The organism is Streptomyces sp. 130 (assembly GCF_007096885.1).
Lineage (GTDB): Bacteria > Actinomycetota > Actinomycetes > Streptomycetales > Streptomycetaceae > Streptomyces.
In genome coordinates, this window is sequence record NZ_VJNO01000007.1 from 78,028 (window position 1) to 104,043 (window position 26,016).

Here is a 26,016-nt window from a genome sequence, read left to right on the forward strand (position 1 = left end):
GACCTCTTCGTGCTCGGGGGAGCGTCAGCTCACTTCTGCGCGGCGCGGGCGCGGCGCATCAGCAGGCCGCCGCCGAGCACCAGCGCGGCGCTGGCGCCACCGGCGATGCCCAGGTTCTCGTTGGCACCGGTGTGCGCCATCTGCGGCGGCTTGTGGTGCTTCGGAGGCGTGTGGTGCCAACCGGTGTGGGTCGGCGGGTTGTGCGTGGGCGGGTTCTCCGTGGGCGGCTTCGGCGGGTTGTGGTGGTGGCTGGGCGGGCAGTCGTCGTCGTGCTGGTGCACCGGCGGCTTCGGCGGCTTCGGCGGGTTGTGCTCGTGGCCGCAGTCGCAGTCGTGGTCGTGGTGCCCGGTCGGCGGCTTGTGGTGCGGGGGCGTGTGGTGGTGCGGCGGCTTGTGCGGCGGGTTCTCCGTCGGCGGTTCCTCGGTGGGCGGGTTGCCCTCGTCGTCGCCGTTCTCGCACTCGTTGCCGGCGGCCGGGTTGAGCAGGCCGACCACGTTGACCGTGTTGCCGCAGACGTTCACCGGGACGTCGACCGGCACCTGGATCAGGTTGCCCGAGAGCACGCCGGGGGAGCCGGCGGCCACGCCCTCGGCGCTCGCGCCCTGGGCGTCACCGGCCTCCGCGTCGCCGCCCTCGTTCTCGCACTCGTTGCCGAAGGCGGGGTTCAGCGCGCCGATCACGTTGATCGTGTTGCCGCAGAGGTTGACGGGGACGTGCACCGGGACCTGCACGGCGTTGCCCGAGCCGACGCCCGGCGAGCCGACAGCGGCACCGTCGGCCGAGGCGTCGGCGAAGGCATAACCGCCCGAGGCGGTCAGGATGCCTGACGCCGCCGCCATGACGAGCATGCTCTTACTCAAGGCTTTTCGCATTGGTGCCCTTCCTTGGGACATTTCTCGCGGGCGCACGGCCCGCAGTTCGTTCATCAGGCGGTGCCACAGCCGTCGGTCCCGTCCGGTGAACGGGGCCTCCCGGCGGGCGAGCTCGACGTCACCCATAACGACGCCCGCGTGCGTGAGAAACGTGAATCCGGTGAAATTCTTGTGCTCGCGCGGCCGGGTCACGAGTGAACGTTTCGCCTCTCGATTTCCGTCAGTATGTCTCGATCACTTTCGTACGGGCGTCCGTGTCTTCCGGGCATTCGGGTGAATGCCGATAACCAAACGCCGGACGGTGAGTTGATCAGGGAGCTCCGGCCACGGGGCGTCCAGTACAAGAAGGGTTCATCGTGATCAAGAAGGTCCTGGCTACGGGTGCCGTCGCCGCCTCCATCCTCGGGCTCGGCGCCGCGCAGGCGATGGCCATCGGCAACGACGGTGGTACGACCTCGGTCAACGGCAACGGTGCCTCGCAGGTGTTCGGCAACGCTGAGACGCGCGGCGACGGCAGCCCGCAGTTCGACCTGGTCCAGGGCTCGCTGAACAAGCCCTGCGTCGGCCTGCCGGTCAAGGCGAACCTCGGCTCGCTGATCGGCCTCGTCCCGATTACGGTCCAGGACGTCAACGTCCTGTCCAACCCGCAGAACCAGCAGTGCACCGAGAACTCCACCCAGGCCAAGGGCGACGAGCCGCTGTCGCACATCCTGGACGGCATCCCGGTCCTCTCGGGCAACGGCGTCGGCAACCGCTGATCCGGCCCCTCCCCGGGCCCGGGCCGTCGGTGTTCCTCCTCCGAGCGGCCCGGGCCCGCTGCCGCCCGCCCCTCGCGGGCGGGCGCACGGTCGGCTGACCGGAACTGCATCATTCGGGCGGTATTCCCACAATCTCCTCGCCGAGCAGTGTCGCGTACCGCCCGAAATCGTTACGAATGAAAGCGGCGGAGTTACGAGCGATCAGGTCCGCGCTCGTGCGGCCCGAAAGCCGTGGCCGCTCCGGACTCCGCACAAGAAAGGGTTTCCAGTGAAGTACACCAAGATTGCCGCCGTCGCCGCCGGTACGCTCATGGCCATGGGTGCCGCCGCCCCGGCCTTCGCCGACGCGGGCGCCGGGGGCGCCGCCGTGAACTCCCCGGGTGTCATCTCCGGCAACACCATCCAGGTGCCGGTGCACGTCCCGGTCAACGTCTGCGGCAACACCATCAACGTCGTCGGCCTGCTGAACCCGGCCTTCGGCAACGTCTGCATCAACGACTGATTCAGGCCCGCCGAATTCGCTCGGCTCGAAAAGCCCCGGCCCCCGCACTCACGGCGGTCCGGGGCTTTTCCCGTGCCCGCCCTTCGGCGGTGGAGAAGCCGCCGCGGCTCCGAGAAATTCCGCGCCGTCCAGTTTCCCCGCCGTATCCGGTTCGTTAGCCAGGGAAAGGGCGGCGGAGGACACGGCCAGAGAAGGCCCGTGCGGCGCGGACATGCGACCGGAACGGCCGCCGCCGAGAAGGGAACCCGAAAGTGAAGTACGCGAAGTCCGCCGCACTCGTCGCCGGTTCCGTGGTCGCACTCGGCACGGCTGCCCCCGCCTTCGCCGTCACCACCACCACGGCCCCCAGCTTCAGCCTCGACGGAGGCGTCAACCAGGTGGTCGCGGCGGCCCCCCAGGCGGTCAATCCGGTGGTCGACACCGTCAGCGGCGCCGCCGAGCGCCTGCACGAGGACGGCACCGTCGCCAAGGTGGCCGGCCAGGCCACCGACGCGGCCAAGGGCGCGGCCCCCCTCCTCGGAGGCCTCCCGCTCGCGAAGTGACCCGCACCTTTCGGGTGATGTGCCACAACCATTCCCGCCGCGCCGAGTTGATCAGTGCGCTCGGCTCCGGCGGGCAACCAGAGAAAACCAGAAGGGCAGTTTCATGATCAAGAAGATGATGGCCTCGGCGGCCGTCGCCGCATCGATCGTCGGCGTCTCCGCCGCGGTCGCCCCGTCGGCCATGGCCATCGGCAACGACCAGGGCACCACCACCGTCAACGGCAACGGTGCCATGCAGGCGTACGGCAACTCCGCCACCCACGGTGACTGGAGCCCGCAGTTCGCGCTCATCCAGGGCTCGCTCAACAAGCCCTGCATCGCCCTGCCGGCCAAGGCCAACCTCGGCTCGCTGATCGGCGTCGTGCCGATCACGCTCCAGGACATCAACGTCCTGTCCTCGCCGCAGAACCAGCAGTGCACCGAGAACTCCACCCAGGCCAAGGGCGACGAGGCTCTGTCGCACATCCTGGACGACCTCCCGATCCTCTCGGGCAACGGTGCCGGCAACAACTGACCGGAACTGACGGCGCGTCACACGCGGCCCGGCAGCCGCCCGAAAGGGCGGCTCGCTGGGCCGTTCGCCGTAGTGCGGGCGGCCGTTTCCCGCCGCACCGGGTAGGGCCTCCGCATGGACCAGCACCACAGCCGGCACCCCGACAGCGCCACCCCGATCTACGACCGGCTCCTCGCCGAGTGGCGGGCCGCCCGCGCCGAACCGGCACCGGACCCCGGCCCCGCCCGTACGGCCGGACTCGTGCCCCCGGCGCGCACCTCGGCCGAGGCGGGCGGCCGGGGCTGAGGCCGGGCCGTCGAACTCATGCGGGATCGAACCCATTTGGGTGGATCAGCGGAACCCAAGCGTCCGCACGGGGTTGATCAGTACGTTCCAGAGCGGAACGCTCCGAAAGGTGAAGCGTGATGAAGAAGATGATGGCCGGCGCGGCAGTGGCCGTGTCCCTGGTCGGCCTGACGGCCGCCGCGGCCCCCTCGGCCATGGCGATCGGCAACGACCAGGGCACCACCTCCGTCAACGGCAACGGCGCCACCAGCTCCTACGGGAACAGCGTGACCCGGGGCGACGGCAGCCCGCAGGCGCAGCTCATCCAGGGCTCGCTGAACGACCTGTGCGTGGGCGCCCCGGTCAAGGTGAACGCGGGCTCGCTGGTCGGCCTGCTCGTGCCGATCACGGCCCAGGACATCAACGTCCTGTCCAACCCGCAGAACCAGCAGTGCGCCGACAACTCCACCCAGGCCAAGGGCGACGAGCCTCTGTCGCACCTGGTGGACGACCTCCCGATCATCTCCGGGAACGGCGTCGGCAACAACTGATCGCTCGCCGCGCCCGCGCCGTCCGTCCTGTGCGGTGTGTGCGCGTAGGGCAGCACGGAGGCCCACCACCCCCGCCGGGTGGTGGGCCTCCGCCATGGACCGGGTCAGCCGAGGCTGCGTACCGGGAGCACGCAGTGCGCCGAGGTCGCGATGACCTCCGGGTCGCCCGCGAAGGCCCGCAGCTCCGCCTCGCCCACCGGGAGCCCGGGCGCGCCCTGCGGCCAGGGGCGGGTCGCGAACATGACGTGCACCTCGCCCTGTTCGGACGCCGCCGCCAGCCACTCGGGCGGCACCGGGTACTGCGCGGTGAAGTGGGGCAGCGTCAGCACCGCCTGGCCGGCCTGGACGAGGAGCTTCACGGGGAGCCCCGGCGTCTCGTCGGCCCGCACCGCGTCTGTGCCGACGGTGAGCCCGCTGCGCTGCAACGCGAGCCGCATGGCGTGCTCGCCGGCCGCCGGGCCGTCCGATCCGTCGCCCAGCGAGTAGGCGAGCAGGAAGGCGGCGTCGCGCCCGGTCTGCCGGTACTCGCCGCTCCAGCCGATCAGGATGAGGGAGCCCAACTGGGCCTGGGTGAACGTGCCGTTGGCTGTCTGGGGGGAGGTCATGTGCGGCACCCTAACCGTCCGCGACCGGTCGAACTCCATGCGTATCACCCGATCGGGGGACGAGTGCCGCGACCGGGTCCGCGCGGAATAATCCGTTGAGCCGCCGGAGCGACGGGGGCTAGGGTGTGCGACGAGACGGACGGCCGACCGGCCGCCGGTACCGGTTCGGGACGAATGCGGAGGTGAGGACATTGACGACGGTCGTTGCGGTGGGCGCTGCCCACGAGTCGAAGTTCCTCTTTGTCACCTCCGTGGCCACCGGCTGACCTCTTCGCGCCTCCACGCGCACGGCCGGGCCACCCTGTGAAGGGTCTCCCTTGTCTCTCCCGTCCTTCTCCGCTCCCTCCTCCCTCCCCACCTCTTCGCACCCGCTCGCCGCGTACGGCTGGGACGACGACTGGGCCGCCGAGTTCGCCCCGTACGCCGCCCGGGGACTGGTGCCCGGCCGCGTGGTGCGGGTGGACCGCGGGCGCTGCGACATCGTCACGCCCGAGGGCACCGTCTGGGCGGACACCGCCTTCGTCGTGCCGCGCGACCCGATGCGGATCGTCTGCACCGGCGACTGGGCCGCCGTCGACGCCGACGGCGACCCGCGGTTCGTCCGTACGCTGCTGCCGCGGCGCACCGCCTTCGTACGCTCCACCTCGTCCAAGCGCTCCGAGGGCCAGGTGCTCGCCACCAACGTGGACCACGTCGTCATCTGCGTCTCGCTGGCCGTCGAGCTGGACCTGGGCCGCGTCGAGCGGTTCCTGGCCCTCGCCATGTCCAGCTCCGCCGGCGACGCGCTGCTCGGCGACGCCACCGGGGCGGCCGAGCGGACCGCCGAACCGCTCGTCGTCCTCACCAAGGCCGACCTGGTCCCGGACGCGGTCACCCTCTCCCACCTCGTCCAGGACATCGAGCGCGTCGCCCCCGGCGTGCAGGTGCTCCCGGTCAGCTCCACCAGCGGCGAGGGCATCGACGTGTTCTCCGCGATCGTCTCCGGCGGTACGAGCGTGCTGCTCGGGGCGTCCGGCGCCGGCAAGTCCACCCTCGCCAACACGCTGCTCGGCCGGGACGTGATGGAGGTCCGGGCCGCCCGCGACGTGGACGGCAAGGGCCGGCACACCACCACCACCCGCAACCTGCTCGTGCTGCCGTCCGGCGGAGTGCTCATCGACACCCCCGGGCTGCGCGGGGTCGGCCTCTGGGACGCCGGGGTCGGCGTCGGCCAGGTCTTCTCCGAGATCGAGGAGCTGGCCGAGGGCTGCCGGTTCCACGACTGCGCCCACGAGGCGGAGCCCGGCTGCGCCGTGCGGGAGGCGATCGAGGACGGCACGCTGCCCGAGCGCCGCTTCGACAGCTACCGCAAGCTCCAGCGCGAGAACCAGCGCATCGTCGCCAAGACCGACGCCCGTGTCCGGGCCGAGATCCGGCGCGACTGGAAGCGGAAGGGGGCCGAGGGCCGGGCCGCGATGGACGCCAAGCGCGGCCGCATCCGGTAGTACACCCCCCTGGTCCGCGTCCGAAAACCGCGAGTGACGGTGTCCGGCGGGGCGCACACTGGACGGTGTGATGGACGAGGAGACCAGGTACGAGGCGGTCAGCAGCCGTGACGCGCGTTTCGACGGCGAGTTCTTCTTCGCCGTCGAGACGACCGACATCTACTGCCGGCCGAGCTGCCCCGCCGTCACCCCCAAGCGGAAGAACGTCCGCTTCTACCCGACGGCGGCGGCGGCCCAGACCCACGGCTTCCGGGCGTGCCGCCGCTGCCGCCCGGACGCCGTACCCGGCTCCGCCGAGTGGAACGTCCGGGCCGATGTGGTCGGGCGCGCCATGCGGATGATCGGCGACGGTGTGGTGGACCGGGAAGGCGTCCCCGGGCTCGCCCACCGGCTCGGTTACAGCTCACGCCAGGTGCAGCGCCAGCTCAACGCCGAACTCGGCGCCGGACCCGTCGCCCTGGCGCGCGCCCAGCGCGCCCATACCGCCCGGGTCCTGCTCCAGACCACCACCCTGCCCGTCACCGAGATCGCCTTCGCGGCCGGGTTCGGCAGCCTGCGCCAGTTCAACGACACCGTCCGGCGGATCTACGCCCGCACCCCGAGCGCCCTGCGCGCCGAAGCCGGTACCGGGCCGGGCATCGCGGCCCGCCGGGCCGGCGCCACCGGCATCCCGCTCCGGCTCGCCCACCGGGGGCCGTACGCCGCCGGGGACGTCTTCGACCTGATCGCCGCCGCACCGGTCGCCCGCGTCGAGGAGGTCGTGGGGGAGCCCGGCCGGCGCACCTACCGGCGCACGCTGCGCCTCCCCCACGGCACCGCCGTCACCTCGGTGGACGAGCGGTCCGCCGGGAACTGGCTGGACGCCCGCATCCACCTCACCGATCTCCGCGACCTCACCACGGCCGTCCAGCGGCTGCGCCGGCTCTTCGACCTCGACGCCGACCCGTACGCGGTGGACGAGCGCCTGTCCGCCGATCCCTCGCTCGCCCCGGATGTCGCGGCCCGGCCGGGCGTGCGCGCGCCGGGCGCGGCCGACGCCGCGGAGTTCGCCGTGCGGGCCCTGGTGGGCGACGCGGCGGCGGGGGAGCTGGTCGAGGAGTACGGCAAGGCGCTGGACGCGCCGTGCGGTGCGCTGACCCACGTCTTCCCCGAGCCGGCCGTGCTCGCCGACGCGGCCGGCGACCCGGCCCTGCGGGCCCTGGCGACCGCGCTCGCCGACGGCACCGTACGCCTGGACGCGGGCGCCGACCGCGACGAGGCCGAGCGGGGGCTTGCCCGGCTGCCCGGCCTCGGACCCGCCACCGCCGCGCTGATCCGGATGCGCGGCCTGGGCGACCCGGACGTGGACCCGTACGGCACCCCCGGCGCGACCGGCTGGCGCCCCTGGCGCTCGTACGGGGTGCGGCGGGCGCGGCGCGCGGCTCAGCCCCAGATCAGCGCGGACAGCCAGGCGCCCGTCACCAGCAGGCACGCGAAGAGCTCCACGAGTACGGAGTAACCGGTCGCCCGCATCACCGAGCGGACCGACGCCCAGCCCGCGCCCCGGCTGCCGAGGCGCAGCCGCTCCGCCCCGAAGATCACCCCGACGTATCCGACGACCGCCCCGACGACGGGCAGCACGAAGAAGCCGGCGATCGCACCGACCCCGCCCAGCAGCAGGGTCCTGCGTGGTGCCCCCGACTCACGGGGCCGGCGCGGCGGCAGAAGCGGTTTGAGGGCCTGGACGAGCAGGAGCAGCGCCGTGGAGCCGATCAGCACGGCCCACGCGGCCGGGGTCATGTCGGTGAGCGCCCACCACAGGACGGCGGCCCAGACGATCGCCTGCCCCGGCACGCCCGGCACCAGCACACCGACCAGACCGAGCAGCATCACCAGTCCGACGGCGACGAGCTGCCACACACTCATCTGACCAGCGTGCCGGAGTCCACCCGGTCCCGCCCGTTCTGACCCGGGCGGGCCCTAACGGGCCACCCAGCCCCGTTCGTACGCGTGCCAGCCGAGCTGGAGGCGGGTGGAGACGCCCGTCAGCTCCATCAGGCCCTTGACCCGGCGCTGCACGGTCCGCAGGCCCAGGTCCAGCTGCTTGGCGACGCTCGCGTCGGTCAGGCCCGCCAGCAGCAGCGACAGGATCTCCAGATCGGTCGGGTCCGGCCCGCCCGGCTCCACCAGGACCGCGCCGCTCTCGCCGAGCCGCAACGGCATCGCCTCCCGCCACACCGCCTCGAAGAGCCCGGTCAGCGACTCCAGCAGCCCCGACGCGTGGACGACCAGCGCGGCGGGCTCCGCGCCCCGGCCGGTCAGCGGCACCATGGCCAGCGCCCCGTCGGCGATCACCAGCTTCGTCGGAACCCGGGGGACCACCCGGCACTGCTCGTCGCGGCTGAGCGCCGCCGACAGCTCGACGAGTCCGGACTCCAGGTTCAGCACCTCGCGCTCCACGACCACCCGGAACGAGACGCCCCGGGTGGCCGCCTCCTCCTCCGACTCGTTGTCCAGGCCGCTGACCGCGATCGGCTTCCCGGTGACCAGCGCGCACACCTCGCTCGTCGCGCCCAGCTGGAGCTGGTGGAAGCGGTGGGCCACCGCGCTCGCCCCGGTGACCACCTCGACCAGGTCGTGGACGGCCGGTTCGACGGCGTCGGCGCGGTACTCCTCGGCGAGCAGGACCGCCGCCAGCTCGGCCTGTTCCAGCTGATGGCGGTGCTGGGTGAGCAGGGCCCCCAGGGCGACCCCGGGCGGCGCCGCGACCCAGCGGCCCGTGCGGGCGGAGGACTGGGCGGCCAGGCCGTGCTGCTCCAGCCGGCGCAGCGCGCGTTCCGTGTCCTGCTCGGGGAGCGCCAGCCGGTGCGAGAGGTCGGACACCTCGGCCGCTCCCAGCGCCACCAGTGCGCGGTAGGCCGACTCCTGCCGTTCGTCGAGACCTATGGCTGCCAGCATCCCCGACCCCTCCCCGGACCAGTGCGTACGCGTCTCGGCGCACGCCGTGGCGAAAAGTCGCCACGGCGTGATCTCGCCACGGCACATCATCGCCGTACGGTGCGCCACTCTGCCAATGTGGCGGCACAGCGGGACCGCCGGCCCTGTCCGGCACCGCTTCCCGGACCGGTCCGCCGGGCGTCCTTCCCGTGGGGGGGGGGGACGCCCGGCGGACCCATTTTCCGGATGCCCGTTTTCGTGCGGCCCCCGCGGTCGACAATAAGGACATGAGTCAGCAGGGGGAGAGGCCCGCGGCCCGCGAGGACGACTGGTGGCGCAGGCTGTACGACGATTCCGCCCCGGACGCCGGGGCGGCCCAGGCCGCCGACAGCCTCGACGACCGCTTCGATTCCGCGTCCGGCACGGTGGCGACCGGGAAGGACGCCGCGAACGGCACGCCGTTGGAGATACCCGAGCCCCGGGAGGAGCCGCAGCCGGCCGGGCCGGACGCCGTCGCCCGCCGGCCCGGAGAGAAGCGGCCGGACCCGGGCGCCCGCGCGCCGTCGGCCGTGCGGGCACCGGCCCGCGCCCCCTGGGAGCCGCTGACCGGCCCCGCGCTGCCCCGCACGTTTCCCGGGCCGGCCCCCGAGCCCCCGCCGCCGGACCCCGGACCCGAGCCGCCCGCCGTGGCGGACCCGCGCCTTCCGGGCGGGCGCGCCGAGCCCCCGCTGCCCGGCCGGCCCGTCGCCGAGCGGGCCGCGGCGGACGGACCGGCCGCCGAGGAGGCGCCGGCGGAGCCCGCCGAGGGGCCCCGGCCCCTGGTCGCCCATGTCGGGGCCCGGCCGCCCACCTACGACGCCGAGCCCACCGCGCTGCCCGCGACCGACCCGTACGAGCTGGACCGCGTCGTCCCGGACACGGTGCTGGACGGCGCCACATACGGGACGTACACGCTGCGTGCGGCGTCCGTACGCGGCGACTCGGCCCGGTTCCGTGGCGAACCGCGCCGGGACGCGCTGCTGACGGCGCGTTTCGGGAGCGGGGAGAACGCGCTGGTGCTGGTGGCCGTCGCGGGCGCCTCCCGGGGCGCGCAGGGGGCGCACACCGCGGCGGCGGACGCCTGCCACTGGATCGGCGAGGCGGTCGGGCGCAGCCACTCCCGGCTCTCCGACGACATAAGGGCGGGCCGCCGCGCCGACCTGAAGTCCGGGCTCCACCGGCTCACCGACCGCGCCTTCGGCAAGCTGCGCGCCCGCGCCGCCGAACTGGGCGTCGAGCCGGCCGCGTACTCCGCGAGCCTGCGCTGCCTGCTGCTGCCCGCCGACCCCGGATGCCGCACCCGGGTCTTCTTCGGCATCGGCGCCGGGGGCCTCTTCCGACTCCGGGACGGCAGCTGGCACGACCTGGAACCGGCTCTGCCGCCGCCCGCCGCGCTGAGCGGCGAGCCGGTGGTCGGATTCGGCTCGTCCGTGCCGCAGAGCCCGCCCGAGAGCGGCCCGGACGGCGACCGGCTGACCATGGACCTGGGCATCGCCACCGGTCCCGCCCCATTTGTCGAGGACCCGCTCCCGCCTCCTGCCGAACCGTTCCGCTTCCGCGCTTCCGTCGCCCGGCCGGGGGACACCCTGCTGCTGTGCGGGGCGGGCCTCGCCGACCCGCTGCGCGGCGAACCGGAGCTGGCCGCCGAGCTCGCCACGCGCTGGTCGCCCGTGGCGGCACCGGGTCTCGGGGCGTTCCTCGCGGACACCCAGGTCCGGGTGAAGGGGTACGCGGACGACCGGACGGCGGTCGGCGTCTGGGAGGCGTAACGGCGCACACCATGGGTTGATGGATTCCGGATACCCGTCCGGGCCGGGGTTTGGCGCCCCGAGTCCCGGACAGCCGGACGTGCACGGAGCACAGGCAGAGGGAGTGCGTCACCCATGGCCAAGCAGAACGTGTCGGAGCAGTTCGTCGACATCCTCGCCCGGGCGGGCGTCAAGCGCCTCTACGGGGTCGTCGGGGACAGCCTCAACCCGGTGGTCGACGCCGTCCGGCGGCACCCGGACATCGACTGGATCCAGGTCAGGCACGAGGAGACGGCGGCGTTCGCGGCCGGCGCGGAGGCGCAGATCACCGGGGACCTGGCGGCCTGCGCCGGGTCGTGCGGGCCCGGCAACCTGCACCTCATCAACGGCCTGTACGACGCCCACCGCTCCATGGCCCCCGTGCTCGCACTGGCCTCGCACATCCCGTCGAGCGAGATCGGGCTCAACTACTTCCAGGCGACCCACCCCGAGCTGCTCTTCCAGGAGTGCAGCCACTACAACGAGATGATCTCCAACCCGCAGCAGATGCCCCGGCTGCTCCAGACCGCCATCCAGCACGCGGTCGGCCAGGGCGGCGTCAGCGTCGTGACCATGCCGGGCGACGTGGCCGGGCAGCCCGCCCCGGAGCGGTCCGCCGAGCACGCCCTGGTCACCTCGCGCCCCACCGTGCGGCCGGGTGACGGCGAGATCGAGAAGCTGTGCCGGATGGTGGACGAGGCCAAGCGGGTGACGCTGTTCTGCGGCAGCGGCACGGCGGGCGCGCACGCCGAGGTCATGGAGTTCGCCGAACGGATCAAGTCCCCGGTCGGGCACGCCCTGCGCGGCAAGGAGTGGATCCAGTACGACAATCCGTACGACGTCGGCATGAGCGGGTTGCTCGGCTACGGCGCCGCCTACGAGGCCACCCACGAGTGCGACCTGCTGATCCTGCTCGGCACCGACTTCCCGTACAACGCCTTCCTGCCCGACGACGTGAAGATCGTGCAGGTCGATGTGCGGCCGGAACACCTCGGCCGGCGCACCAAGCTGGACCTGGCCGTCTGGGGCGACGTCCGTGAGACGCTGCGTTGCCTCACGCCCCGGGTGAAGGTGAAGAACGACCGCAAGTTCCTCGACCGGATGCTGAAGAAGCACGCCGACGCCCTGGAGGGCGTGGTCAAGGCCTACACCCGCAAGGTCGAGAAGCACGTCCCGATCCATCCCGAGTACGTGGCCTCGGTGCTGGACGAACTGGCCGACGACGACGCGGTGTTCACCGTCGACACCGGCATGTGCAACGTCTGGGCGGCCCGCTATCTGACGCCCAACGGCAAGCGGCGGGTCATCGGTTCGTTCAGCCACGGCTCGATGGCCAACGCGCTGCCGCAGGCCATCGGGGCCCAGTTCACCGACCGTGGCCGGCAGGTGGTCTCGATGTCGGGCGACGGCGGATTCACCATGCTCATGGGCGACTTCCTGACCCTCGTCCAGTACAACCTGCCGGTCAAGGTGGTCCTGTTCAACAACTCCTCGCTGGGCATGGTGGAGTTGGAGATGCTGGTCGGCGGCCTGCCCTCGTTCGGGACGACCAACAAGAACCCGGACTTCGCCGCCGTGGCGCGCGCGGCGGGGGCGTACGGCGTCCGCGTCGAGAAGCCCAAGGAGCTGCACAGCGCGCTCAAGGACGCCTTCAAGCACAAGGGCCCGGCGCTGGTCGATGTCGTCACCGACCCCAACGCGCTCTCCATCCCGCCGAAGATCAGCGCGGACATGGTGACCGGCTTCGCCCTGTCGGCCAGCAAGATCGTCCTCGACGGCGGGGTGGGCCGGATGCTCCAGATGGCCCGCTCCAACCTCCGCAACGTGCCCCGCCCCTGAATTCACGGGCTGACGGAGCGCCAGATGTGAGCCGGGACCGTGCGGACGGCCTCCTCGATGTCGATGTCGCCCACCGCGAGCCAGCGCCGCGCGATGCCCGTCACCGGTCCCAGGATCAGTGATTCCAGGACCGGCAGCGGCAGTGCGGCCAGCTCGCCCGACTCGCGGTGGGCGTGGAGCCAGGCGGCGAGCGGGGCGATCCGGGCCTCCTGGGCGCCCCGGAGCCGCCGCGCGTCGGTGATGGCCTCGCGGTCGGCGGTGGCCGAGTGCATCAGCCGGGCCGCGTCCGGATGTTCCTGGACGAAGCGGAGGTAGGTCTCCGTCAGCGCGCGCACCCCGCCGCGCGCGTCCGTGACGTCTTCGAGCGCCCCGGCCACCTCGTCGAGGAGGCGGCCCAGCCAGGTCTGCGCGAGGGTGAGGACCACCCCCTGAAGGCTGCCGAAGTGGTGGTAGACGCTGCCGGCGCTCACACCGCTGGCCGAGGTGATGGCACTCAGCGTGAGACCCGCCTCGCCCTCGGCCGCGTACAGCTTCAGGGCGGTGTCGAGCACCTGGGCGGCCGTGGCCTCCCCGCGCCGCTGCTTTCGACTCATCGCGCCGCCCCCGCTTCCGGAATCCCTGGCTCCTCATGGTGGTGCCGGGAACAGCGTAGAAGAAGGTTCCGGAATTGTTTCCGGAAGATGTTCCAATTGGCGCCCGCTTTGCTTCACACTGAACGTTCGTCGCGCCAAGTCGCCGACGTACGTGGGGATTTCGGAAGACGGAGGCGGTCTTGGAGGCCGCTGTCCGGGACATACGGGGAGCGCTCGGACATGACCGGCGTGAACAACGACGACCGCGCGGACAACGAGGACTACCTCGACGGAGGCATCAAGCCGCTGACACCGACGGACCCGGTGCGCGTCGGGCCCTACCTGCTGCTCGGCCGGCTCGGCGCCGGCGGCATGGGCCGGGTCTACCTCGCCCGCTCCGACGGCGGCCGGACGGTCGCGGTGAAGGTGGTGCACGCCGAGCACGTCGCGGACCCGCAGTTCCGGGCCCGCTTCCGGCGCGAGGTCGAGGCGGCACGGCGCGTCGGAGAGCGCTGGACCGCGCCCGTCCTGGACGCGGCCCCGGACGCCGAATACCCCTGGGTCGCCACCGGTTACGTCCCCGGGCTCTCCCTGGAACAGGTGGTGCGGGGCCACGGCGCCCTGCCCGCCGCCTCGGTGCGGGCCCTCGCCACGGGGCTGCTGCACGCGCTGAAGGACATCCACGCGGCGGGCATCGTCCACCGCGACCTCAAGCCGTCCAACGTGATGCTCACGATGGAGGGGCCCAAGGTCATCGACTTCGGGATCGCCCGCGCCGTCGGGACCACCGTCGAGTCCCTGCTCACCAGCACCGGGATGATGATCGGCTCGCCCGGCTTCATGGCCCCGGAGCAGGTCCGGGGCGAGAGCGCGGTGCCGAAGAGCGACGTCTTCACCCTCGGCTGCGTCCTGACGTACGCGGCGACCGGGACGCTCCCCTTCGGGCACGGGGCGAGCAACCAGCACGCGATCATGTACCGGATCGCCGAGGCCGAGCCCGAGCTCAAGCGCGTCCGGGACGCGGATCTCAAGGCGCTGATCGCGCGGCTCCTGGTCAAGCCGATCGAGGACCGGCCCTCCGTGGACGAGCTGCTGGCCGAGCCCGGGCGCGAGGCCGGCCCGGTCGCCGCCTCCTGGCTGCCCGCCGCCGTCGTGAGCCATCTGGCCCGCCAGTCCGCGCAGTTGCTCGACGCGGAGGCGGAGCCGCTGCGGCAGGAGGGCGACCGGGCCACGGTGGACCTCCGGGCGGCGCCCGAGGCGGCGGAGGCGGGCCAGGAGACGGACGAGAAGGAGAAGCCGAAGCGCCGCCGCCCCTGGCTGGTCACCGTACCGCTGGTGGTCGTCCTCGGCGGCGGGGGCGGCACGCTGGTCATGCTCCAGCCGTTCAGCCACGACGGCGACGCGCGCGCGGCGCCCCCGGCCGCCACCTCGACGGGCCCGGCCGCCGCACCGGAGCCCTCGGCGGGGGGCAGCGCGTCCCCGGCCGGCAGCAAGAGCCCGAAGGCGTCGCCCAGCAAGTCGCCCGGCAAGAACGAGAAGACGGCGGACGCCGGCGAGGACGGCGAGGACGGCAAGGACGGGGAGCCCGGCAAGGACGGCCGGGACGGCGGGGACACGGGCGGCGGTGGCTCGTCCGCCACGGGGGGCGGCTCGTCCTCCACCGGTGGCGGCTCCTCCACCACGACCAGCGGCGGCGGTTCGGGCGGCAGCGGATCGGGCGGCTCCACGAGCACGTCCGGCGGCGGGGGCTCCACCAGCACGACGGGCGGCTCCAGCGGCGGCTCGGACAGCGGCAGCACGGTCCCGTCCGGGTTCGTGGGTACCTGGAAGCTCGCGGAGTCGGTGAACTTCGGTCAGCCCGAGACGGTCAGCATCTCCCGGGCGGGCGTCGTGCGCATGTCCGACGTTCCGTATCTGCCGTGCACCTACCAGGCCACGGTGACGTCCAAGGCGAACGGCGGCAGCCGCATCAACGTCAGTGCCGCCAAACCGGTCGGCGAACGGGACTTCCGGTGCTTCGCGACGCTGGAGGCGTCGTTCTTCACCGTCGACGCCACCGGAATCCAGTACCACGCGGGTGCGGGCGACGGCTACTCCTACAAGCGGGCCTGAGCCCCGCACGATTCCCCCCGGTCCGTGGGACTCCGCAAGCGTGACAGCCGGTAGGCGGGGCATGCATTGCGTGAGCACCTTCGAGACAGGGGGCGAATGACCGTGTGGGCGGGGGAAACGATGGAGCGTCAAGAAGAGGCCCGGATGCATCGCAGGGTGGACCGGGCCGACCTGGCCGCCGTGGGAGAAGTGCGGGGCGCGGTAAGGGAGTTACTGCGCTACCGGTGGAAGGAGGAGCCGGCGCGCGTCGCCGAGCTGCTGCTCAGCGAGCTGGTGACCAACGCCCTGGTGCACACGGACGAGGGCGCGGTCGTCGCCGTGAGCGTAGCGCCCCGCCGCCTGCGCGTGGAGGTGCGGGACTTCGTCCCCGGAATGGACCCCGAGCCGCACGTACCGTCCGCCGACGACGGTACGCACGGCCGGGGCCTCGTCCTGGTGGAGAGCCTCGCCGACTCCTGGGGGATCAGCCCCCGCGCGCTGGGCAAGGTGGTGTGGTTCGAGCTGGACGGCGAACGGCCCTGACGGTCCTCGCGGACCACCAGGGCCGTTCGGGCGGACCACCAGGGCCGTTCGCGTGCGTCCGCCTCCCGTGTCAGCCGAACTGCTGCTCCAGGTCCTTGAGTTTCTGCTCCAGCGAATCGAGCCGGGGCAGGGCCTGGGTGTCGTCCTCGGCGGTCAGATCGACCGCGGCCGATTCGCTCGCGCCCAGTTCAGTGACGCTCGCCGAGTTCGAGTGGTTCACGGCTTGCAGGGATGGCCGGGGTCGCAGGGGCAGCTGACCCGGCTCGGATATGGCGGGCTCCGCGACGGACTGCGCGGAGCCCGTCGCCGGGGCCAGTGCGGCCACCTCGACCGGGGGGCCACCCCGCCCGAGCCGGCCCCAGGCCCGGTTCTGCCGGTTCAGGGCCTTGATGTGCGCCCGGTCCAGCTTCTCCTGGTCCCTTCTGCGGAGACGGTTCTGCTCCTTTTCCCTGCGGTCCTCGCGTACCTCGTCCACCGCCTCGTCCAGCGTGCGTACGCCTTCGAGGAGCATCAGCGACCAGGCGCCGAAGGTCTCCCGGGGCGCGCGCAGCCAGCGCACGATCCGGATCTGCGGCAGCGGGCGGGGCACGAGGCCCTGCTCGCGCAGCGCGGCCCGGCGGGTCTGCTTCAGCGCGCGGTCGAACAGCACGGCGGCCGAGAGCGACATGCCCGCGAAGAAGTGCGGGGCACCCGCGTGGTCGACGCCGCGCGGCGCGTGCACCCAGTTGAACCAGGCGGCGGCGCCGGCGAAGGTCCACACCAGGAGGCGCGAGCCGAGCGCCGCGTCCCCGTGGCTGGCCTCCCGCACGGCCAGGACCGAGCAGAACATCGCCGCCCCGTCCAGGCCGAAGGGCACCAGGTACTCCCAGCCGTCGGAAAGGCCGAGGTTCTGCTCGCCGAAGCCGACGAGCCCGTGGAAGGAGAGTGCGGCGGCGACCGCCGCACAGCAGAACAGCAGCACGTACGAGGCGGTGGCGTACAGCGCTTCCTTGCGTCTGCGCCGCTCCTCGCTGCGTTCCCAGCTGTCGTCGGCCGAGGCCGTGTCAGAGGCGCGCCTTCCGCGCGCGACCACCGCCACCGCCGCCATGACCCCCACGAGCAGCACGGCGCCCGGAAGCAGCCAGTCAAGCGATATGTCGGTCAGTCTCATGCGCGGTCCCTTGCGTCACGTAGGGCGTTTCGGGCGCCATCGTGGCGGAAATCCTCCCCCGCCCAGGCGGTTTCGGGGCAAGAGAACGCCAATGGGGTGCAGGAGACCTTCGATATGGACGTTCTGGTCGAACGCCCTTCAGTGCCGTGCGCATGGTGTTCGAATAGGTGCCACCCGTCCGGGCGGTGTGGAACCGACGGAGTGGATCAGGGCGCGGGCGTCAGCTTGCGGACGCGCTCCTCGTCGCACGTACGCGGGCACGTGACGCAGGTGTCCTCGGGGCGCAGCGTGTAGAAGAGGCAGCAGCTCGCCCGGTCCCGGGTCGGCAGCGACTCCCCGTTCGGCCCGGTCAGTTCGCGGAAGCCCGCGGTGCCGACGTACGGCGCGGTGGCGCCCGGCAGCAGCGCCTCCAGCTCCGTCATGGCCCGCCGCTCCTCGCCCAGCAGATGGGCGACGTACCAGAGGCCCTCGACGATCTCGTCGGTCGCCATCCCCCACAGCGCCCGCTTCCCCCGCCGCATCCGGGGCCGGAAGCCGTCGAGGACCGGGCCCAGGTGTTCGGCCACCGCGGCCAGCACCTCGGACCGCAGCGCCGCCTCGTCGGCCACCACCCGGGCCCCCGGCAGGCCGGCCGCCGGGTCGTCGGGCAGGCAGGCGAACTCCCGCACCCGCAGCGTCAGATGGCCCAGCGCCCGCTGGAACGAGACGTCCTCCACCGGGACCCGGGGCACCCGGCGGTGCAGGAACCACGGCACCGTCACCAGCAGGCAGGCCGGCCAGGCGTACCGGTGCAGCCCGAAGCTGGCGATGACGTCGGGCCGGCCCTCCTGGCCGTAGTCCCGCCGCACCTGTTCGGCGTCGAAGGCGAGAAACGTGTCCAGGGCCTCGCCGCCGGCCGCCAGCTCGTGCGCACCCACCCAGCCGGGGCCGCCGGGGGCGCGCTCGCCGTCGGCCAGGATCTCGGCGCGCAGCCCGGGGAAGACCTCGGTCAGGCGCGCGTACGCGTCGGCCACGGGTGAGGCCGTCACCGCGGGGAGCAGGGCGGGCAGGGTCATGCGGGGACCACCGATTCACGATCGTCAGCAGGTAAGCCTTACCTTACCCTGCCGGATCGATGTTTGAACTGAGGGCCCTTGCGCCTATCGTGCACACAGGGCGCCCGACGCGCGAGCGCGCCCGTGACCGGCCGAGGAGGTGCCCGTGGAGCAGCGCGGAGCGCGCGAGGAGGTGCGTCCCCCGTACGGCGGTGCCGCGCCCGCCCCGGCCGTCCGGGTGCCCGAGCAGGCCCGCGGCGAGCACACCCACGGGGAGCACCCGCACGAGCCGCCCGCCCCCCGCGCCCAGGTGCGCCGGCACTCCGTGCGCGGCCAGGTCCTGGAGGCGCTGCGCGCCGCGCTGGTCGACGGCGACCTGATCCCCGGCCAGGTCTACTCGGCGCCCGCCCTCGGCGCCCGCTTCGGGGTCTCCGCCACCCCGGTGCGCGAGGCGATGCAGCGGCTGGCCACCGAGGGGGCCGTGGAGGTCGTGCCGAACCGGGGCTTCCGGGTCGCCGAGCGCGGACCGCGCGAGCTCGCGGAGCTGGCCGAGGTCCGCGCCCTGATCGAGGTCCCCGTCATGCTGCGGCTCGCCCGCACCGTCCCGCCCGCCCGCTGGTGCGCGCTGCGTCCGCTGGCCGACGCCACCGTGGCCGCGGCGGCCGTCGGCGACCGGGCCGGCTACGCCGAGGCGGACCGGGCCTTCCACGGCGCGGTGCTCGCCCTCACCGGGAACCGCAGCCTGGTGGCCGTCGCCGACGATCTGCACCGGCGCGCCCAGTGGCCCCTGATGGACAACCCGGTCACCCGGCGCGCCGACCTGCTGGCCGACGCCTCCGAGCACACCGCGCTGCTCGACGCGCTGATCGCCCAGGACGTGATGGTCGTCCAGTCGCTGGTCCGCGAGCACTTCGCGGGCGCCGACGGCTGAGTCCCGAGGGCGTGCCGGCGCCCGGCCGAGTCGCGCGGGGCGTGCCGGCGGCCGGTCTCAGTTCGCCTCGACCGTCTGCGGCGGTGGCTGGTCCAGATGCGGGCCCAGCCAGGTCGGGACGCCGCCCAGCAGCCGGAAGAGCCGGGCCGCCTCGGCGCGCAGCCGGGTCGCCGCCTCGGGCTCGGGCTCGGCGTCGGCGAGCGCGATGAGCGCCGGGGCCGTACCGACCAGATAGCCCAGCTCCTCCCTTATCCGCAGGGACTCCGCGAAGCCGTGCCGGGCCTCCGCCAGCTCGCCCTCGCGCAGGGCGATCAGGGCGAGATGGCGCCAGGTCGAGGAGAGCAGCAGCGCGTCGCCCTGCGCGGTGGCGCCGGCGTGGGCCCTGCGGTAGGCGGCCCGGGCGGCCTGCGGGGAGTCCGCGATGTTCTGCGCGATCAGGCCGCGCCGGAAGTCGAGCAGCGGCCGGCCCTGGGCGGTGGGGGAGAGCAGGGCGGCGGCCCGGCCGAGCGCCACCCGGGCCTCGTCGGCGCGGTCCCGCACCCCGAGCAGGGTCGAGGCGTACGCGAGGTGGCCGCGCTCGCAGGCCGCCGCCCCGCGCTCCTCGTCGTCATGGGCCATGGCCTCGGCCGTACGCAGGGCGTCCTCGGCGTCCGTCCAGCCCTGCCCGGTGTACAGGCACCGCTCGGTCAGCAGGGCCGTCCGCTGGAGGGCCGCGGCCGGATCGGTGGCCGCGTCGTGTGCCAGCAGCGCCGCGGCGTCCGTCCAGCAGCCGCGTGAGCGCAGCCGCCATACCGCGGTCTGGAGGGGAGGATCGTCATCTGCTGTCGTTCCGGAACCAGACATGGCGGTATGCGCCACATTGCCCTCCCCGAGCGCGCCTTCGAGCTGTTGAGTATGGCCCGCATCACAGCACGGAATGGCACGCCGGGCCAAGAGGTCGAGGCAATGTCAGGTGAAAGTTTTCACAATCGACCGGGCGGGGTACGACCCTTGTCCGGCCCGGGATTTCAGCTCATCCGCAGGGCCAGGAAGAAGTCGAGCTTGTCCTCCAGACGCGCCAGATCGCGCCCCGTCAACTGCTCGATTCGCCCGACCCGGTAGCGCAGCGTGTTGACGTGCAGGTGCAGCCGGGCCGCACAGCGGGTCCACGAACCGTCGCAGTCCAGGAAGGCCTCCAGGGTCGGGATGAGCTCCGCGCGGTGACGCCGGTCGTACTCGCGCAGCGGGTCCAGCAGCCGCGCGGTGAACGCCCGCCGCACGTCGTCCGGGACGAACGGCAGCAGCAGCACGTGCGAGGCCAGCTCGTGGTGGCCGGCCGCGCAGACCCGGCCGGGCCGGGCCGCCGCCACCCGGCGGGCATGCCGGGCCTCCTCCAGGGCGCCGCGCAGCCCCTCCGCGGAGTGCACCGAGGCGCTGACACCCAGTGTCAGGCGGCCGTCGTCGCCGAGGCCCGCGGAGAGCGGGGCGCGCACGGCGGCGAGCAGCGCGTCGGCGTGCAGGGCGGGCCCGCCGTCCGGGGCGTCGCCGTCCGCGTCCCCGGCGCCGTCCCGGGGCGCGTCCGGGCCGGCGGGCAGCGGCACCAGGGCGATGGCCTCGTCACCCGTGTGGGCGACGGCGATCCGGTCCGCCGAGTCGGGGCCGGTCACCGCCGGGTCGACCAGGATCTCCTCCAGCAGAGCCTGGGCGACCGGACCGCCCTGGACCACGGACGCGCCGCTCTCGGCCCACTCGACCCGGGCCACCACCACCTGCCAGTGCGGCGCGGTGCCGAGGCCGGGGAGCAGGACCGGGGTGGCGACGCGCAGCCGGGCGGCGATCTCGGCGGGCGCGGCGCCCGCCTGGACCAGCTCCAGGACCTCCTGGGCGAGCCGGCGGCGCACCGTGCGGGCCGCGTCGCGCCGGTCGCGCTCGACGGCGATCAGCTGGGTGACGCCCTGGAGGAGGTCGAGCCGCGCGGCCGGCCAGTCGCTCGCGTCGGCCTCCACGGCGAGCAGCCAGTCGGAGAGCACGGACTCCCGCACGTCACGGACGGGCGGCACCGCGCCGCCCCGGCCGTTGTTCCGGATCGGGAAGAGCGAATACGTCGTACCGCCGAGGGCGGCCCGGTGCGGGGCGGGGCGGCCGGAGCGGACGGCGGCCAGATGCAGCCCGGCCAGCTCGGCCCCGGCGGCGGCGGACAGGGGCGCGCCCGCGCCCGCGATCTGCCGGCCGGTGGGGGAGAGCACCCAGGCGTGGAGGTCCAGGTCGGAGCCGAGGAGATCGAGGACCACCTCGGGGCCGCCGCCCGTCGGGCCCGAGGTCATCAGCCTGCGGTGCCGGTCCACCACGGCCGCCAGGTCGCCCGCCCGCTCGCCGGACACCTGGCGCACCACGTACTCGGTGATCGTTGCGAACGCGACCGTCTCGTGGACCGCGAACAGCGGCAGCCGGTGCCGGCGGCACGCCTCCACGAGATCGTCCGGGACGTCGCCGAGCTCCGCCTCACCCGCCGCGAGGCCGGCCACCCCGGCGCCCGACAGGATGCGCACGAACGGCTCCGAGTCCCCGGCGTCCCGGCGCCAGGCCAGACCGGTCAGCACCAGCTCGCCACCGGCGAGGTAGCGGCTCGGGTCGCGCAGGTCGGTCGTCATCACGCCGCGGACCGACCGGTCCAGCTCCTCGTCGCCGCCGAGCAGCCGCAGGCCCAGCGCGTCGTTCTCCAGCAGTGCGCGCAGCCGCATCTGGTCGCCGCCGATCTCTTTCGTTGGTACGGGTGAAGTCTGGGTGTTGCGGTGAGGCTGTTGAGCCCCGCCATTCGTTCGAATCTACAAGACATGAGCGGACACCAGCCAACTCCTTCATGGGTTCGGTGACTGCACCAGGTGGAGCAGGGCTTGTGTACTGGGCCACACACCGCGTGAACAAGACATGAACAAGTTCGAGGGCCGGCCGTCACCCAGCCCAGCGTGAAAACCCGATTGAGAAGAAGAGAGCCACCATGGACTTCCTTCGCCCCGCAAGCTGGGAGGAGGCGCTCGCCGCCAAGGCCGAGCACCCGACGGCTGTGCCCATCGCCGGGGGCACCGATGTGATGGTCGAGATCAACTTCGACCACCGGCGCCCCGAACACCTCCTCGACCTCAACCGCATCGGTGAGCTCACCGAGTGGGAGGTGGGCCAGGAGAACGTACGGCTCGGCGCCTCGGTCCCGTACAGCCGGATCATGGAGCACCTGCGGGCCGAGCTGCCCGGCCTCGCGCTCGCCTCGCACACCGTCGCGTCGCCGCAGATCCGCAACCGGGGCGGCGTCGGCGGCAACCTCGGCACCGCCTCCCCGGCCGGTGACGCCCACCCCGCCCTGCTCGCGGCCGGCGCCGAGGTGGAGGCCGAGTCCGTACGCGGCACCCGGATGATCCCCATCGACGCCTTCTACACCGGCGTCAAGCGCAACGCCCTCGAACCGGACGAGCTGATCCGGGCCGTGCACATCAAGAAGGCCGACGGGCCGCAGCAGTACTCCAAGGTCGGCACCCGCAACGCGATGGTCATCGCCGTCTGCGCCTTCGGCCTCGCCCTGCACCCCGAGACCCGCACGGTCCGCACCGGCATCGGATCGGCCGCCCCGACACCCGTCCGGGCGAAGGAGGCCGAGGAATTCCTGAACGCCGCGCTGGAGGAGGGCGGCTTCTGGGACAGCCGCACGATCATCACGCCCTCCGTCGCCCAGCAGTTCGCCACGCTCGCCGCCGGCGCCTGCAACCCGATCGACGACGTGCGCGGCACCGCGAGCTACCGCCGCCACGCCGTCGGAATCATGGCCCGCCGCACCCTCGGCTGGGCCTGGGAGTCCTACCGCGGCAACGGCCGCAGCACCGAAGGAGCCGCCTGATCATGCGCGTCAATTTCACGGTCAACGGCCGCCGCCACGAGGCCGACGACGTCTGGGAGGGCGAATCCCTCCTCTACGTCCTGCGCGAGCGCATGGGGCTGCCCGGCTCCAAGAACGCCTGCGAGCAGGGCGAGTGCGGCTCCTGCACGGTCCGCCTCGACGGCGTCCCGGTGTGCTCCTGCCTGGTCGCCGCCGGCCAGGTCGAGGGCCGCGACGTCGTCACCGTAGAGGGGCTCGCCGACTTCGCCGCCCACCGCGCCGAGGCCCACCCCGGCACCGGCTGCGCCTCCGGCGCCTGCGGCACCTCACTGGACCGGGCCAAGCGCTGGAAGGCCGAGCCCGCCGCCGGCGACGAGACCCGCGACACCGGGGAGCTGTCCCCGATCCAGCAGGCGTTCATCGACGCCGGAGCCGTCCAGTGCGGCTTCTGCACCCCCGGCCTCCTGGTCGCGGCCGACGAACTCCTGGAGCGCACCCCGCAGCCGTCCGACGCGGACATCCGCGAGGCGCTCTCCGGCAACCTCTGCCGCTGCACCGGCTACGAGAAGATCCTCGACGCGGTCCGCCTCGCGGCCGCCCGCGCGGAAGGGGCGGTCTGAGCCATGGGCGTCACCGGTTCCCCCACCAACATCAACCAGGGCAGCCGCACCAAGGGCGGCATCGGCGAGTCCACGCTGCGCCCCGACGGCATCCTGAAGGTCACCGGCGAGTTCGCGTACTCCTCGGACATGTGGCACGAGGACATGCTCTGGGGCCACACCCTGCGCTCCACCGTCGCGCACGCCGAGATCGTCTCCATCGACGTCTCCGAGGCGCTGGCCACCTCCGGCGTCTACGCGGTCCTCACCTACGACGACCTGCCGGCCGAGATGAAGAACTACGGCCTGGAGATCCAGGACACCCCCGTCCTCGCCCACGGCCGGGTCCGCCACCACGGCGAACCCGTCGCGCTGGTCGCCGCCGACCACCCGGAGACCGCCCGCCGCGCCGCCGCGAAGATCCGGATCGACTACCGCGAGCTGCCCGTCGTCACCGACGAGGCGTCCGCGACCGCACCCGGGGCCCCCCTCATCCACGAGGGCCGCGACGACCACCACATCGGCCATGTGCCGCACCCCAACATCGTCCACCGCCAGCCGATCGTCCGCGGCGACGTGGCCCAGGCCGAGGCCCGGGCCGACGTGATCGTCAAGGGCGACTACTACTTCGGCATGCAGGACCAGGCGTTCCTGGGCCCCGAGTCCGGCCTCGCCGTACCCGCCGAGGACGGCGGCGTCGACCTGTACGTGGCGACCCAGTGGCTCCACTCCGACCTGCGCCAGATCGCGCCCGTCCTCGGCCTGCCCGAGGACAAGGTCCGCATGACGCTCTCCGGCGTCGGCGGCGCCTTCGGCGGGCGCGAGGACCTGTCGATGCAGATCCACGCCTGCCTCCTCGCCCTGCGCACCGGCAAGCCCGTGAAGATCGTCTACAACCGCTTCGAGTCGTTCTTCGGGCACGTCCACCGCCACCCGGCCCGCCTCCACTACGAGCACGGCGCCACCCGCGACGGCAAGCTCACCCACATGAGGTGCCGCATCGTGCTCGACGGCGGCGCCTACGCCTCCGCCTCCCCGGCCGTCGTCGGCAACGCCTCCTCGCTGTCGGCCGGCCCGTACGTCATCGACAACGTGGACATCGAGGCGATCGCCCTCTACACCAACAACCCCCCGTGCGGCGCCATGCGCGGCTTCGGCGCCGTCCAGGCGTGCTTCGCCTACGAGGCCCAGATGGACAAGCTGGCCGCCGCACTGGACATGGACCCGGTCGAGTTCCGGCAGCTCAACGCCATGGAGCAGGGCACCCTCCTGCCCACCGGACAGCAGGTCGACTCACCCGCACCGGTCGCCGAACTGCTGCGCCGCGTCAAGGCCATGCCGCTGCCGCCCGAGCGCCAGTGGGAGAGCGCCGGCGAACACGCGGACGTACGGGCCCTGCCCGGCGGCCTGTCCAACACCACCCACGGCGAGGGCGTCGTACGCGGCGTCGGCTACGCGGTCGGCATCAAGAACGTCGGCTTCTCCGAGGGCTTCGACGACTACTCCACCGCCCGGGTCCGGATGGAGGTCATCGGCGGCGAACCCGTCGCGACCGTCCACACCGCCATGGCCGAGGTCGGGCAGGGCGGCGTCACGGTGCACGCCCAGATCGCCCGTACCGAACTCGGCGTCTCCCAGGTCACCATCCACCCGGCCGACACCAAGGTCGGCTCCGCCGGATCGACCTCCGCCTCCCGCCAGACGTACGTCACCGGAGGCGCGGTCAAGAACTCCTGCGAGGCCGTCCGCGAACAGGTCCTGGAGCTCGGCCGCCGCAAGTTCGGCACCTACCACCCCGCCTGGGCCACCGCCGAACTCCTCCTGGAGGGCGGCAAGGTCGTCACCGACGGCGGCGAGGTGCTGGCCGACATCGCGGACGTCCTGGAGGACGAGGCCGTCGACATCGAGCTGGAGTGGCGCCACCGGCCCACCGAGCCCTTCGACCTGCGCACCGGACAGGGCAACGGCCACGTCCAGTACTCCTTCGCCGCGCACCGCGCGGTGGTCGAGGTCGACACCGAACTCGGCCTGGTCAAGGTCGTCGAACTCGCCTGCGCCCAGGACGTCGGCAAGGCGCTCAACCCGCTGTCGGTCGTCGGCCAGATCCAGGGCGGCACCATCCAGGGGATGGGCATCGCCGTCATGGAGGAGATCATCGTCGACCCGGTGACCGCGAAGGTGCGCAACCCCTCCTTCACGGACTACCTCCTCCCCACCATCCTCGACACGCCGACCATCCCGGTCGACGTGCTCGAACTCGCCGACGACCACGCCCCGTACGGGCTGCGCGGCATCGGCGAGGCCCCCACCCTGTCGTCCACCCCGGCCGTCCTCGCGGCGATCCGGAACGCGACGGGTCTGGAGCTCGACCGGACGCCGGTCCGGCCGGAACACCTCACCGGCGTCTGACGAGGGCTCCGCCACCAACTCTCCGGGCGGCGCGCGCCACCGGTGAACGTCACACTTCCCGGCCCGCGCCGCCCGGAGGCCCAGGGACCCGCCCCGCTCGCGGCCCCGCACCCCTCGCACCCCCCGCACCGGAACGGCACCCACCGTTCCACCCCTTCCTGCATGAA

General features: G+C 73.2%; 25 protein-coding genes. 16 read left to right on the plus strand and 9 right to left on the minus strand.

Annotation, left to right across the window (positions count from 1 at the left end; all coding sequences use genetic code 11):
* Positions 1–29: 29 nt before the first annotated feature.
* Positions 30–848 carry a chaplin gene (locus FKN01_RS33525; protein ID WP_143618428.1) on the minus strand — a complete coding sequence of 273 codons (819 nt, stop codon included), beginning with the start codon at positions 846–848 and terminating at the stop codon, positions 30–32.
* 380 nt (positions 849–1,228) lie between these two features.
* On the opposite strand from FKN01_RS33525, the gene FKN01_RS08690 reads away from it, so the two are divergent.
* The 6 genes from FKN01_RS08690 (at position 1,229) to FKN01_RS08710 (ending at position 4,003) form a co-directional block, all read left to right on the plus strand.
* Entirely contained in the window at positions 1,229–1,630 is a 402-nt protein-coding gene (locus FKN01_RS08690; RefSeq protein ID WP_143618165.1) for a rodlin, read from the plus strand.
* A 268-nt stretch (positions 1,631–1,898) separates the two neighbouring features.
* The gene (locus FKN01_RS08695) at positions 1,899–2,132 is read left to right on the plus strand and encodes a chaplin (RefSeq protein WP_143618167.1); all 234 of its coding nucleotides are present in this window, start codon (positions 1,899–1,901) and stop codon (positions 2,130–2,132) included.
* Between the two features lie 251 nt (positions 2,133–2,383).
* Positions 2,384–2,674 (plus strand): hypothetical protein, encoded by a 291-nt coding sequence (locus FKN01_RS08700; protein WP_143618169.1) that lies wholly within the window; start codon positions 2,384–2,386, stop codon positions 2,672–2,674.
* Positions 2,675–2,777: 103 nt separating this feature from the next.
* Positions 2,778–3,188: a rodlin gene (locus FKN01_RS08705; RefSeq protein WP_143618171.1), complete on the plus strand. Its 411-nt coding sequence runs from the start codon at positions 2,778–2,780 to the stop codon at positions 3,186–3,188.
* A gap of 114 nt (positions 3,189–3,302) precedes the next feature.
* A complete protein-coding gene (locus FKN01_RS32490) occupies positions 3,303–3,473 on the plus strand; it encodes a hypothetical protein (protein ID WP_185992792.1) in 171 nt (56 codons plus the stop codon).
* A gap of 119 nt (positions 3,474–3,592) precedes the next feature.
* Positions 3,593–4,003, plus strand: a complete 411-nt coding sequence (locus FKN01_RS08710) for a rodlin (RefSeq protein WP_143618173.1) — start codon at positions 3,593–3,595, stop codon at positions 4,001–4,003.
* Between the two features lie 104 nt (positions 4,004–4,107).
* On the opposite strand, the gene FKN01_RS08715 is transcribed toward FKN01_RS08710, so the two are convergent.
* A complete protein-coding gene (locus tag FKN01_RS08715) occupies positions 4,108–4,608 on the minus strand; it encodes a DUF5949 family protein (RefSeq protein ID WP_143618175.1) in 501 nt (166 codons plus the stop codon).
* Between the two features lie 317 nt (positions 4,609–4,925).
* Here FKN01_RS08715 and rsgA point away from each other — a divergent pair, with 317 nt between their 5' ends.
* The gene (gene rsgA / locus FKN01_RS08720; protein WP_143618177.1) at positions 4,926–6,092 is read left to right on the plus strand and encodes a ribosome small subunit-dependent GTPase A; all 1,167 of its coding nucleotides are present in this window, start codon (positions 4,926–4,928) and stop codon (positions 6,090–6,092) included.
* Positions 6,093–6,162: 70 nt separating this feature from the next.
* Complete coding sequence (locus tag FKN01_RS08725) at positions 6,163–7,590, plus strand: DNA-3-methyladenine glycosylase 2 family protein (protein ID WP_143618432.1); 1,428 nt, start codon at positions 6,163–6,165, stop codon at positions 7,588–7,590.
* Here the strand turns inward: FKN01_RS08725 and FKN01_RS08730 are convergent.
* Both FKN01_RS08730 and FKN01_RS08735 read right to left on the minus strand, forming a co-directional pair.
* On the minus strand, positions 7,515–7,997 hold the full coding sequence (locus tag FKN01_RS08730; protein ID WP_185992793.1) for a DUF456 domain-containing protein: 483 nt from the start codon (positions 7,995–7,997) through the stop codon (positions 7,515–7,517). The genes FKN01_RS08725 and FKN01_RS08730 overlap by 76 nt on opposite strands.
* A 54-nt stretch (positions 7,998–8,051) precedes the next feature.
* Entirely contained in the window at positions 8,052–9,029 is a 978-nt protein-coding gene (locus tag FKN01_RS08735) for a LuxR family transcriptional regulator (protein ID WP_143618179.1), read from the minus strand.
* A 266-nt stretch (positions 9,030–9,295) separates the two neighbouring features.
* On the opposite strand from FKN01_RS08735, the gene FKN01_RS08740 reads away from it, so the two are divergent.
* Together FKN01_RS08740 and FKN01_RS08745 are read left to right on the plus strand one after the other, a co-directional pair.
* Positions 9,296–10,816 (plus strand): protein phosphatase 2C domain-containing protein, encoded by a 1,521-nt coding sequence (locus FKN01_RS08740; protein ID WP_143618181.1) that lies wholly within the window; start codon positions 9,296–9,298, stop codon positions 10,814–10,816.
* A 114-nt stretch (positions 10,817–10,930) separates the two neighbouring features.
* The gene (locus FKN01_RS08745; RefSeq protein ID WP_143618183.1) at positions 10,931–12,673 is read left to right on the plus strand and encodes a pyruvate dehydrogenase; all 1,743 of its coding nucleotides are present in this window, start codon (positions 10,931–10,933) and stop codon (positions 12,671–12,673) included.
* Between the two features lie 2 nt (positions 12,674–12,675).
* On the opposite strand, the gene FKN01_RS08750 is transcribed toward FKN01_RS08745, so the two are convergent.
* Positions 12,676–13,266 (minus strand): TetR/AcrR family transcriptional regulator, encoded by a 591-nt coding sequence (locus tag FKN01_RS08750; protein WP_143618185.1) that lies wholly within the window; start codon positions 13,264–13,266, stop codon positions 12,676–12,678.
* 219 nt (positions 13,267–13,485) lie between these two features.
* Between FKN01_RS08750 and FKN01_RS08755 the strand changes: the two genes are divergently transcribed.
* Positions 13,486–15,357 carry a serine/threonine-protein kinase gene (locus FKN01_RS08755; protein ID WP_143618187.1) on the plus strand — a complete coding sequence of 624 codons (1,872 nt, stop codon included), beginning with the start codon at positions 13,486–13,488 and terminating at the stop codon, positions 15,355–15,357.
* Positions 15,358–15,513: 156 nt separating this feature from the next.
* On the plus strand, positions 15,514–15,879 hold the full coding sequence (locus FKN01_RS08760; RefSeq protein WP_143618434.1) for an ATP-binding protein: 366 nt from the start codon (positions 15,514–15,516) through the stop codon (positions 15,877–15,879).
* A gap of 70 nt (positions 15,880–15,949) precedes the next feature.
* Here the strand turns inward: FKN01_RS08760 and FKN01_RS08765 are convergent, their stop codons facing one another.
* Entirely contained in the window at positions 15,950–17,029 is a 1,080-nt protein-coding gene (locus FKN01_RS08765; RefSeq protein ID WP_143618189.1) for a DUF2637 domain-containing protein, read from the minus strand.
* Positions 17,030–17,235: 206 nt separating this feature from the next.
* Entirely contained in the window at positions 17,236–18,084 is an 849-nt protein-coding gene (locus tag FKN01_RS08770) for a (2Fe-2S)-binding protein (RefSeq protein WP_143618191.1), read from the minus strand.
* Positions 18,085–18,229: 145 nt separating this feature from the next.
* On the opposite strand from FKN01_RS08770, the gene FKN01_RS08775 reads away from it, so the two are divergent.
* On the plus strand, positions 18,230–18,994 hold the full coding sequence (locus FKN01_RS08775) for a GntR family transcriptional regulator (RefSeq protein ID WP_143618193.1): 765 nt from the start codon (positions 18,230–18,232) through the stop codon (positions 18,992–18,994).
* A gap of 57 nt (positions 18,995–19,051) precedes the next feature.
* Here FKN01_RS08775 and FKN01_RS08780 read toward each other — a convergent pair whose 3' ends face one another.
* Positions 19,052–19,837: a hypothetical protein gene (locus tag FKN01_RS08780; protein WP_143618195.1), complete on the minus strand. Its 786-nt coding sequence runs from the start codon at positions 19,835–19,837 to the stop codon at positions 19,052–19,054.
* 164 nt (positions 19,838–20,001) lie between these two features.
* Positions 20,002–21,714: a PucR family transcriptional regulator ligand-binding domain-containing protein gene (locus FKN01_RS08785; protein ID WP_143618197.1), complete on the minus strand. Its 1,713-nt coding sequence runs from the start codon at positions 21,712–21,714 to the stop codon at positions 20,002–20,004.
* Positions 21,715–21,971: 257 nt separating this feature from the next.
* On the opposite strand from FKN01_RS08785, the gene FKN01_RS08790 reads away from it, so the two are divergent.
* Genes FKN01_RS08790 through FKN01_RS08800 form a run of 3 tightly spaced genes read left to right on the plus strand, consistent with a single transcriptional unit; the run spans position 21,972 to position 25,849 of the window.
* Positions 21,972–22,862 (plus strand): xanthine dehydrogenase family protein subunit M, encoded by an 891-nt coding sequence (locus tag FKN01_RS08790; RefSeq protein WP_143618199.1) that lies wholly within the window; start codon positions 21,972–21,974, stop codon positions 22,860–22,862.
* A gap of 2 nt (positions 22,863–22,864) precedes the next feature.
* Positions 22,865–23,461: a (2Fe-2S)-binding protein gene (locus tag FKN01_RS08795; protein ID WP_143618201.1), complete on the plus strand. Its 597-nt coding sequence runs from the start codon at positions 22,865–22,867 to the stop codon at positions 23,459–23,461.
* A gap of 3 nt (positions 23,462–23,464) precedes the next feature.
* The gene (locus FKN01_RS08800) at positions 23,465–25,849 is read left to right on the plus strand and encodes a xanthine dehydrogenase family protein molybdopterin-binding subunit (RefSeq protein WP_143618203.1); all 2,385 of its coding nucleotides are present in this window, start codon (positions 23,465–23,467) and stop codon (positions 25,847–25,849) included.
* Positions 25,850–26,016 lie beyond the last annotated feature (167 nt).

What these genes read in the sequence shown, in the direction of transcription:
- FKN01_RS08735 (WP_143618179.1), bottom strand. Translation starts at nt 9,029, where the DNA reads ATGCTGGCAGCCATAGGTCTCGACGAACGGCAGGAGTCGGCCTACCGC.
- FKN01_RS08765 (WP_143618189.1), bottom strand. Translation starts at nt 17,029, where the DNA reads ATGAGACTGACCGACATATCGCTTGACTGGCTGCTTCCGGGCGCCGTG.
- FKN01_RS08790 (WP_143618199.1), top strand. Translation starts at nt 21,972, where the DNA reads ATGGACTTCCTTCGCCCCGCAAGCTGGGAGGAGGCGCTCGCCGCCAAG.
- FKN01_RS08715 (WP_143618175.1), bottom strand. Translation starts at nt 4,608, where the DNA reads ATGACCTCCCCCCAGACAGCCAACGGCACGTTCACCCAGGCCCAGTTG.
- FKN01_RS32490 (WP_185992792.1), top strand. Translation starts at nt 3,303, where the DNA reads ATGGACCAGCACCACAGCCGGCACCCCGACAGCGCCACCCCGATCTAC.
- FKN01_RS08725 (WP_143618432.1), top strand. Translation starts at nt 6,163, where the DNA reads ATGGACGAGGAGACCAGGTACGAGGCGGTCAGCAGCCGTGACGCGCGT.
- FKN01_RS08800 (WP_143618203.1), top strand. Translation starts at nt 23,465, where the DNA reads ATGGGCGTCACCGGTTCCCCCACCAACATCAACCAGGGCAGCCGCACC.
- FKN01_RS08780 (WP_143618195.1), bottom strand. Translation starts at nt 19,837, where the DNA reads ATGTCTGGTTCCGGAACGACAGCAGATGACGATCCTCCCCTCCAGACC.
- FKN01_RS08785 (WP_143618197.1), bottom strand. Translation starts at nt 21,714, where the DNA reads ATGCGGCTGCGCGCACTGCTGGAGAACGACGCGCTGGGCCTGCGGCTG.
- FKN01_RS08795 (WP_143618201.1), top strand. Translation starts at nt 22,865, where the DNA reads ATGCGCGTCAATTTCACGGTCAACGGCCGCCGCCACGAGGCCGACGAC.
- FKN01_RS08755 (WP_143618187.1), top strand. Translation starts at nt 13,486, where the DNA reads ATGACCGGCGTGAACAACGACGACCGCGCGGACAACGAGGACTACCTC.
- FKN01_RS08740 (WP_143618181.1), top strand. Translation starts at nt 9,296, where the DNA reads ATGAGTCAGCAGGGGGAGAGGCCCGCGGCCCGCGAGGACGACTGGTGG.
- FKN01_RS33525 (WP_143618428.1), bottom strand. Translation starts at nt 848, where the DNA reads ATGCTCGTCATGGCGGCGGCGTCAGGCATCCTGACCGCCTCGGGCGGT.
- FKN01_RS08705 (WP_143618171.1), top strand. Translation starts at nt 2,778, where the DNA reads ATGATCAAGAAGATGATGGCCTCGGCGGCCGTCGCCGCATCGATCGTC.
- FKN01_RS08750 (WP_143618185.1), bottom strand. Translation starts at nt 13,266, where the DNA reads ATGAGTCGAAAGCAGCGGCGCGGGGAGGCCACGGCCGCCCAGGTGCTC.
- FKN01_RS08730 (WP_185992793.1), bottom strand. Translation starts at nt 7,997, where the DNA reads ATGAGTGTGTGGCAGCTCGTCGCCGTCGGACTGGTGATGCTGCTCGGT.
- FKN01_RS08770 (WP_143618191.1), bottom strand. Translation starts at nt 18,084, where the DNA reads ATGACCCTGCCCGCCCTGCTCCCCGCGGTGACGGCCTCACCCGTGGCC.
- FKN01_RS08745 (WP_143618183.1), top strand. Translation starts at nt 10,931, where the DNA reads ATGGCCAAGCAGAACGTGTCGGAGCAGTTCGTCGACATCCTCGCCCGG.
- FKN01_RS08710 (WP_143618173.1), top strand. Translation starts at nt 3,593, where the DNA reads ATGAAGAAGATGATGGCCGGCGCGGCAGTGGCCGTGTCCCTGGTCGGC.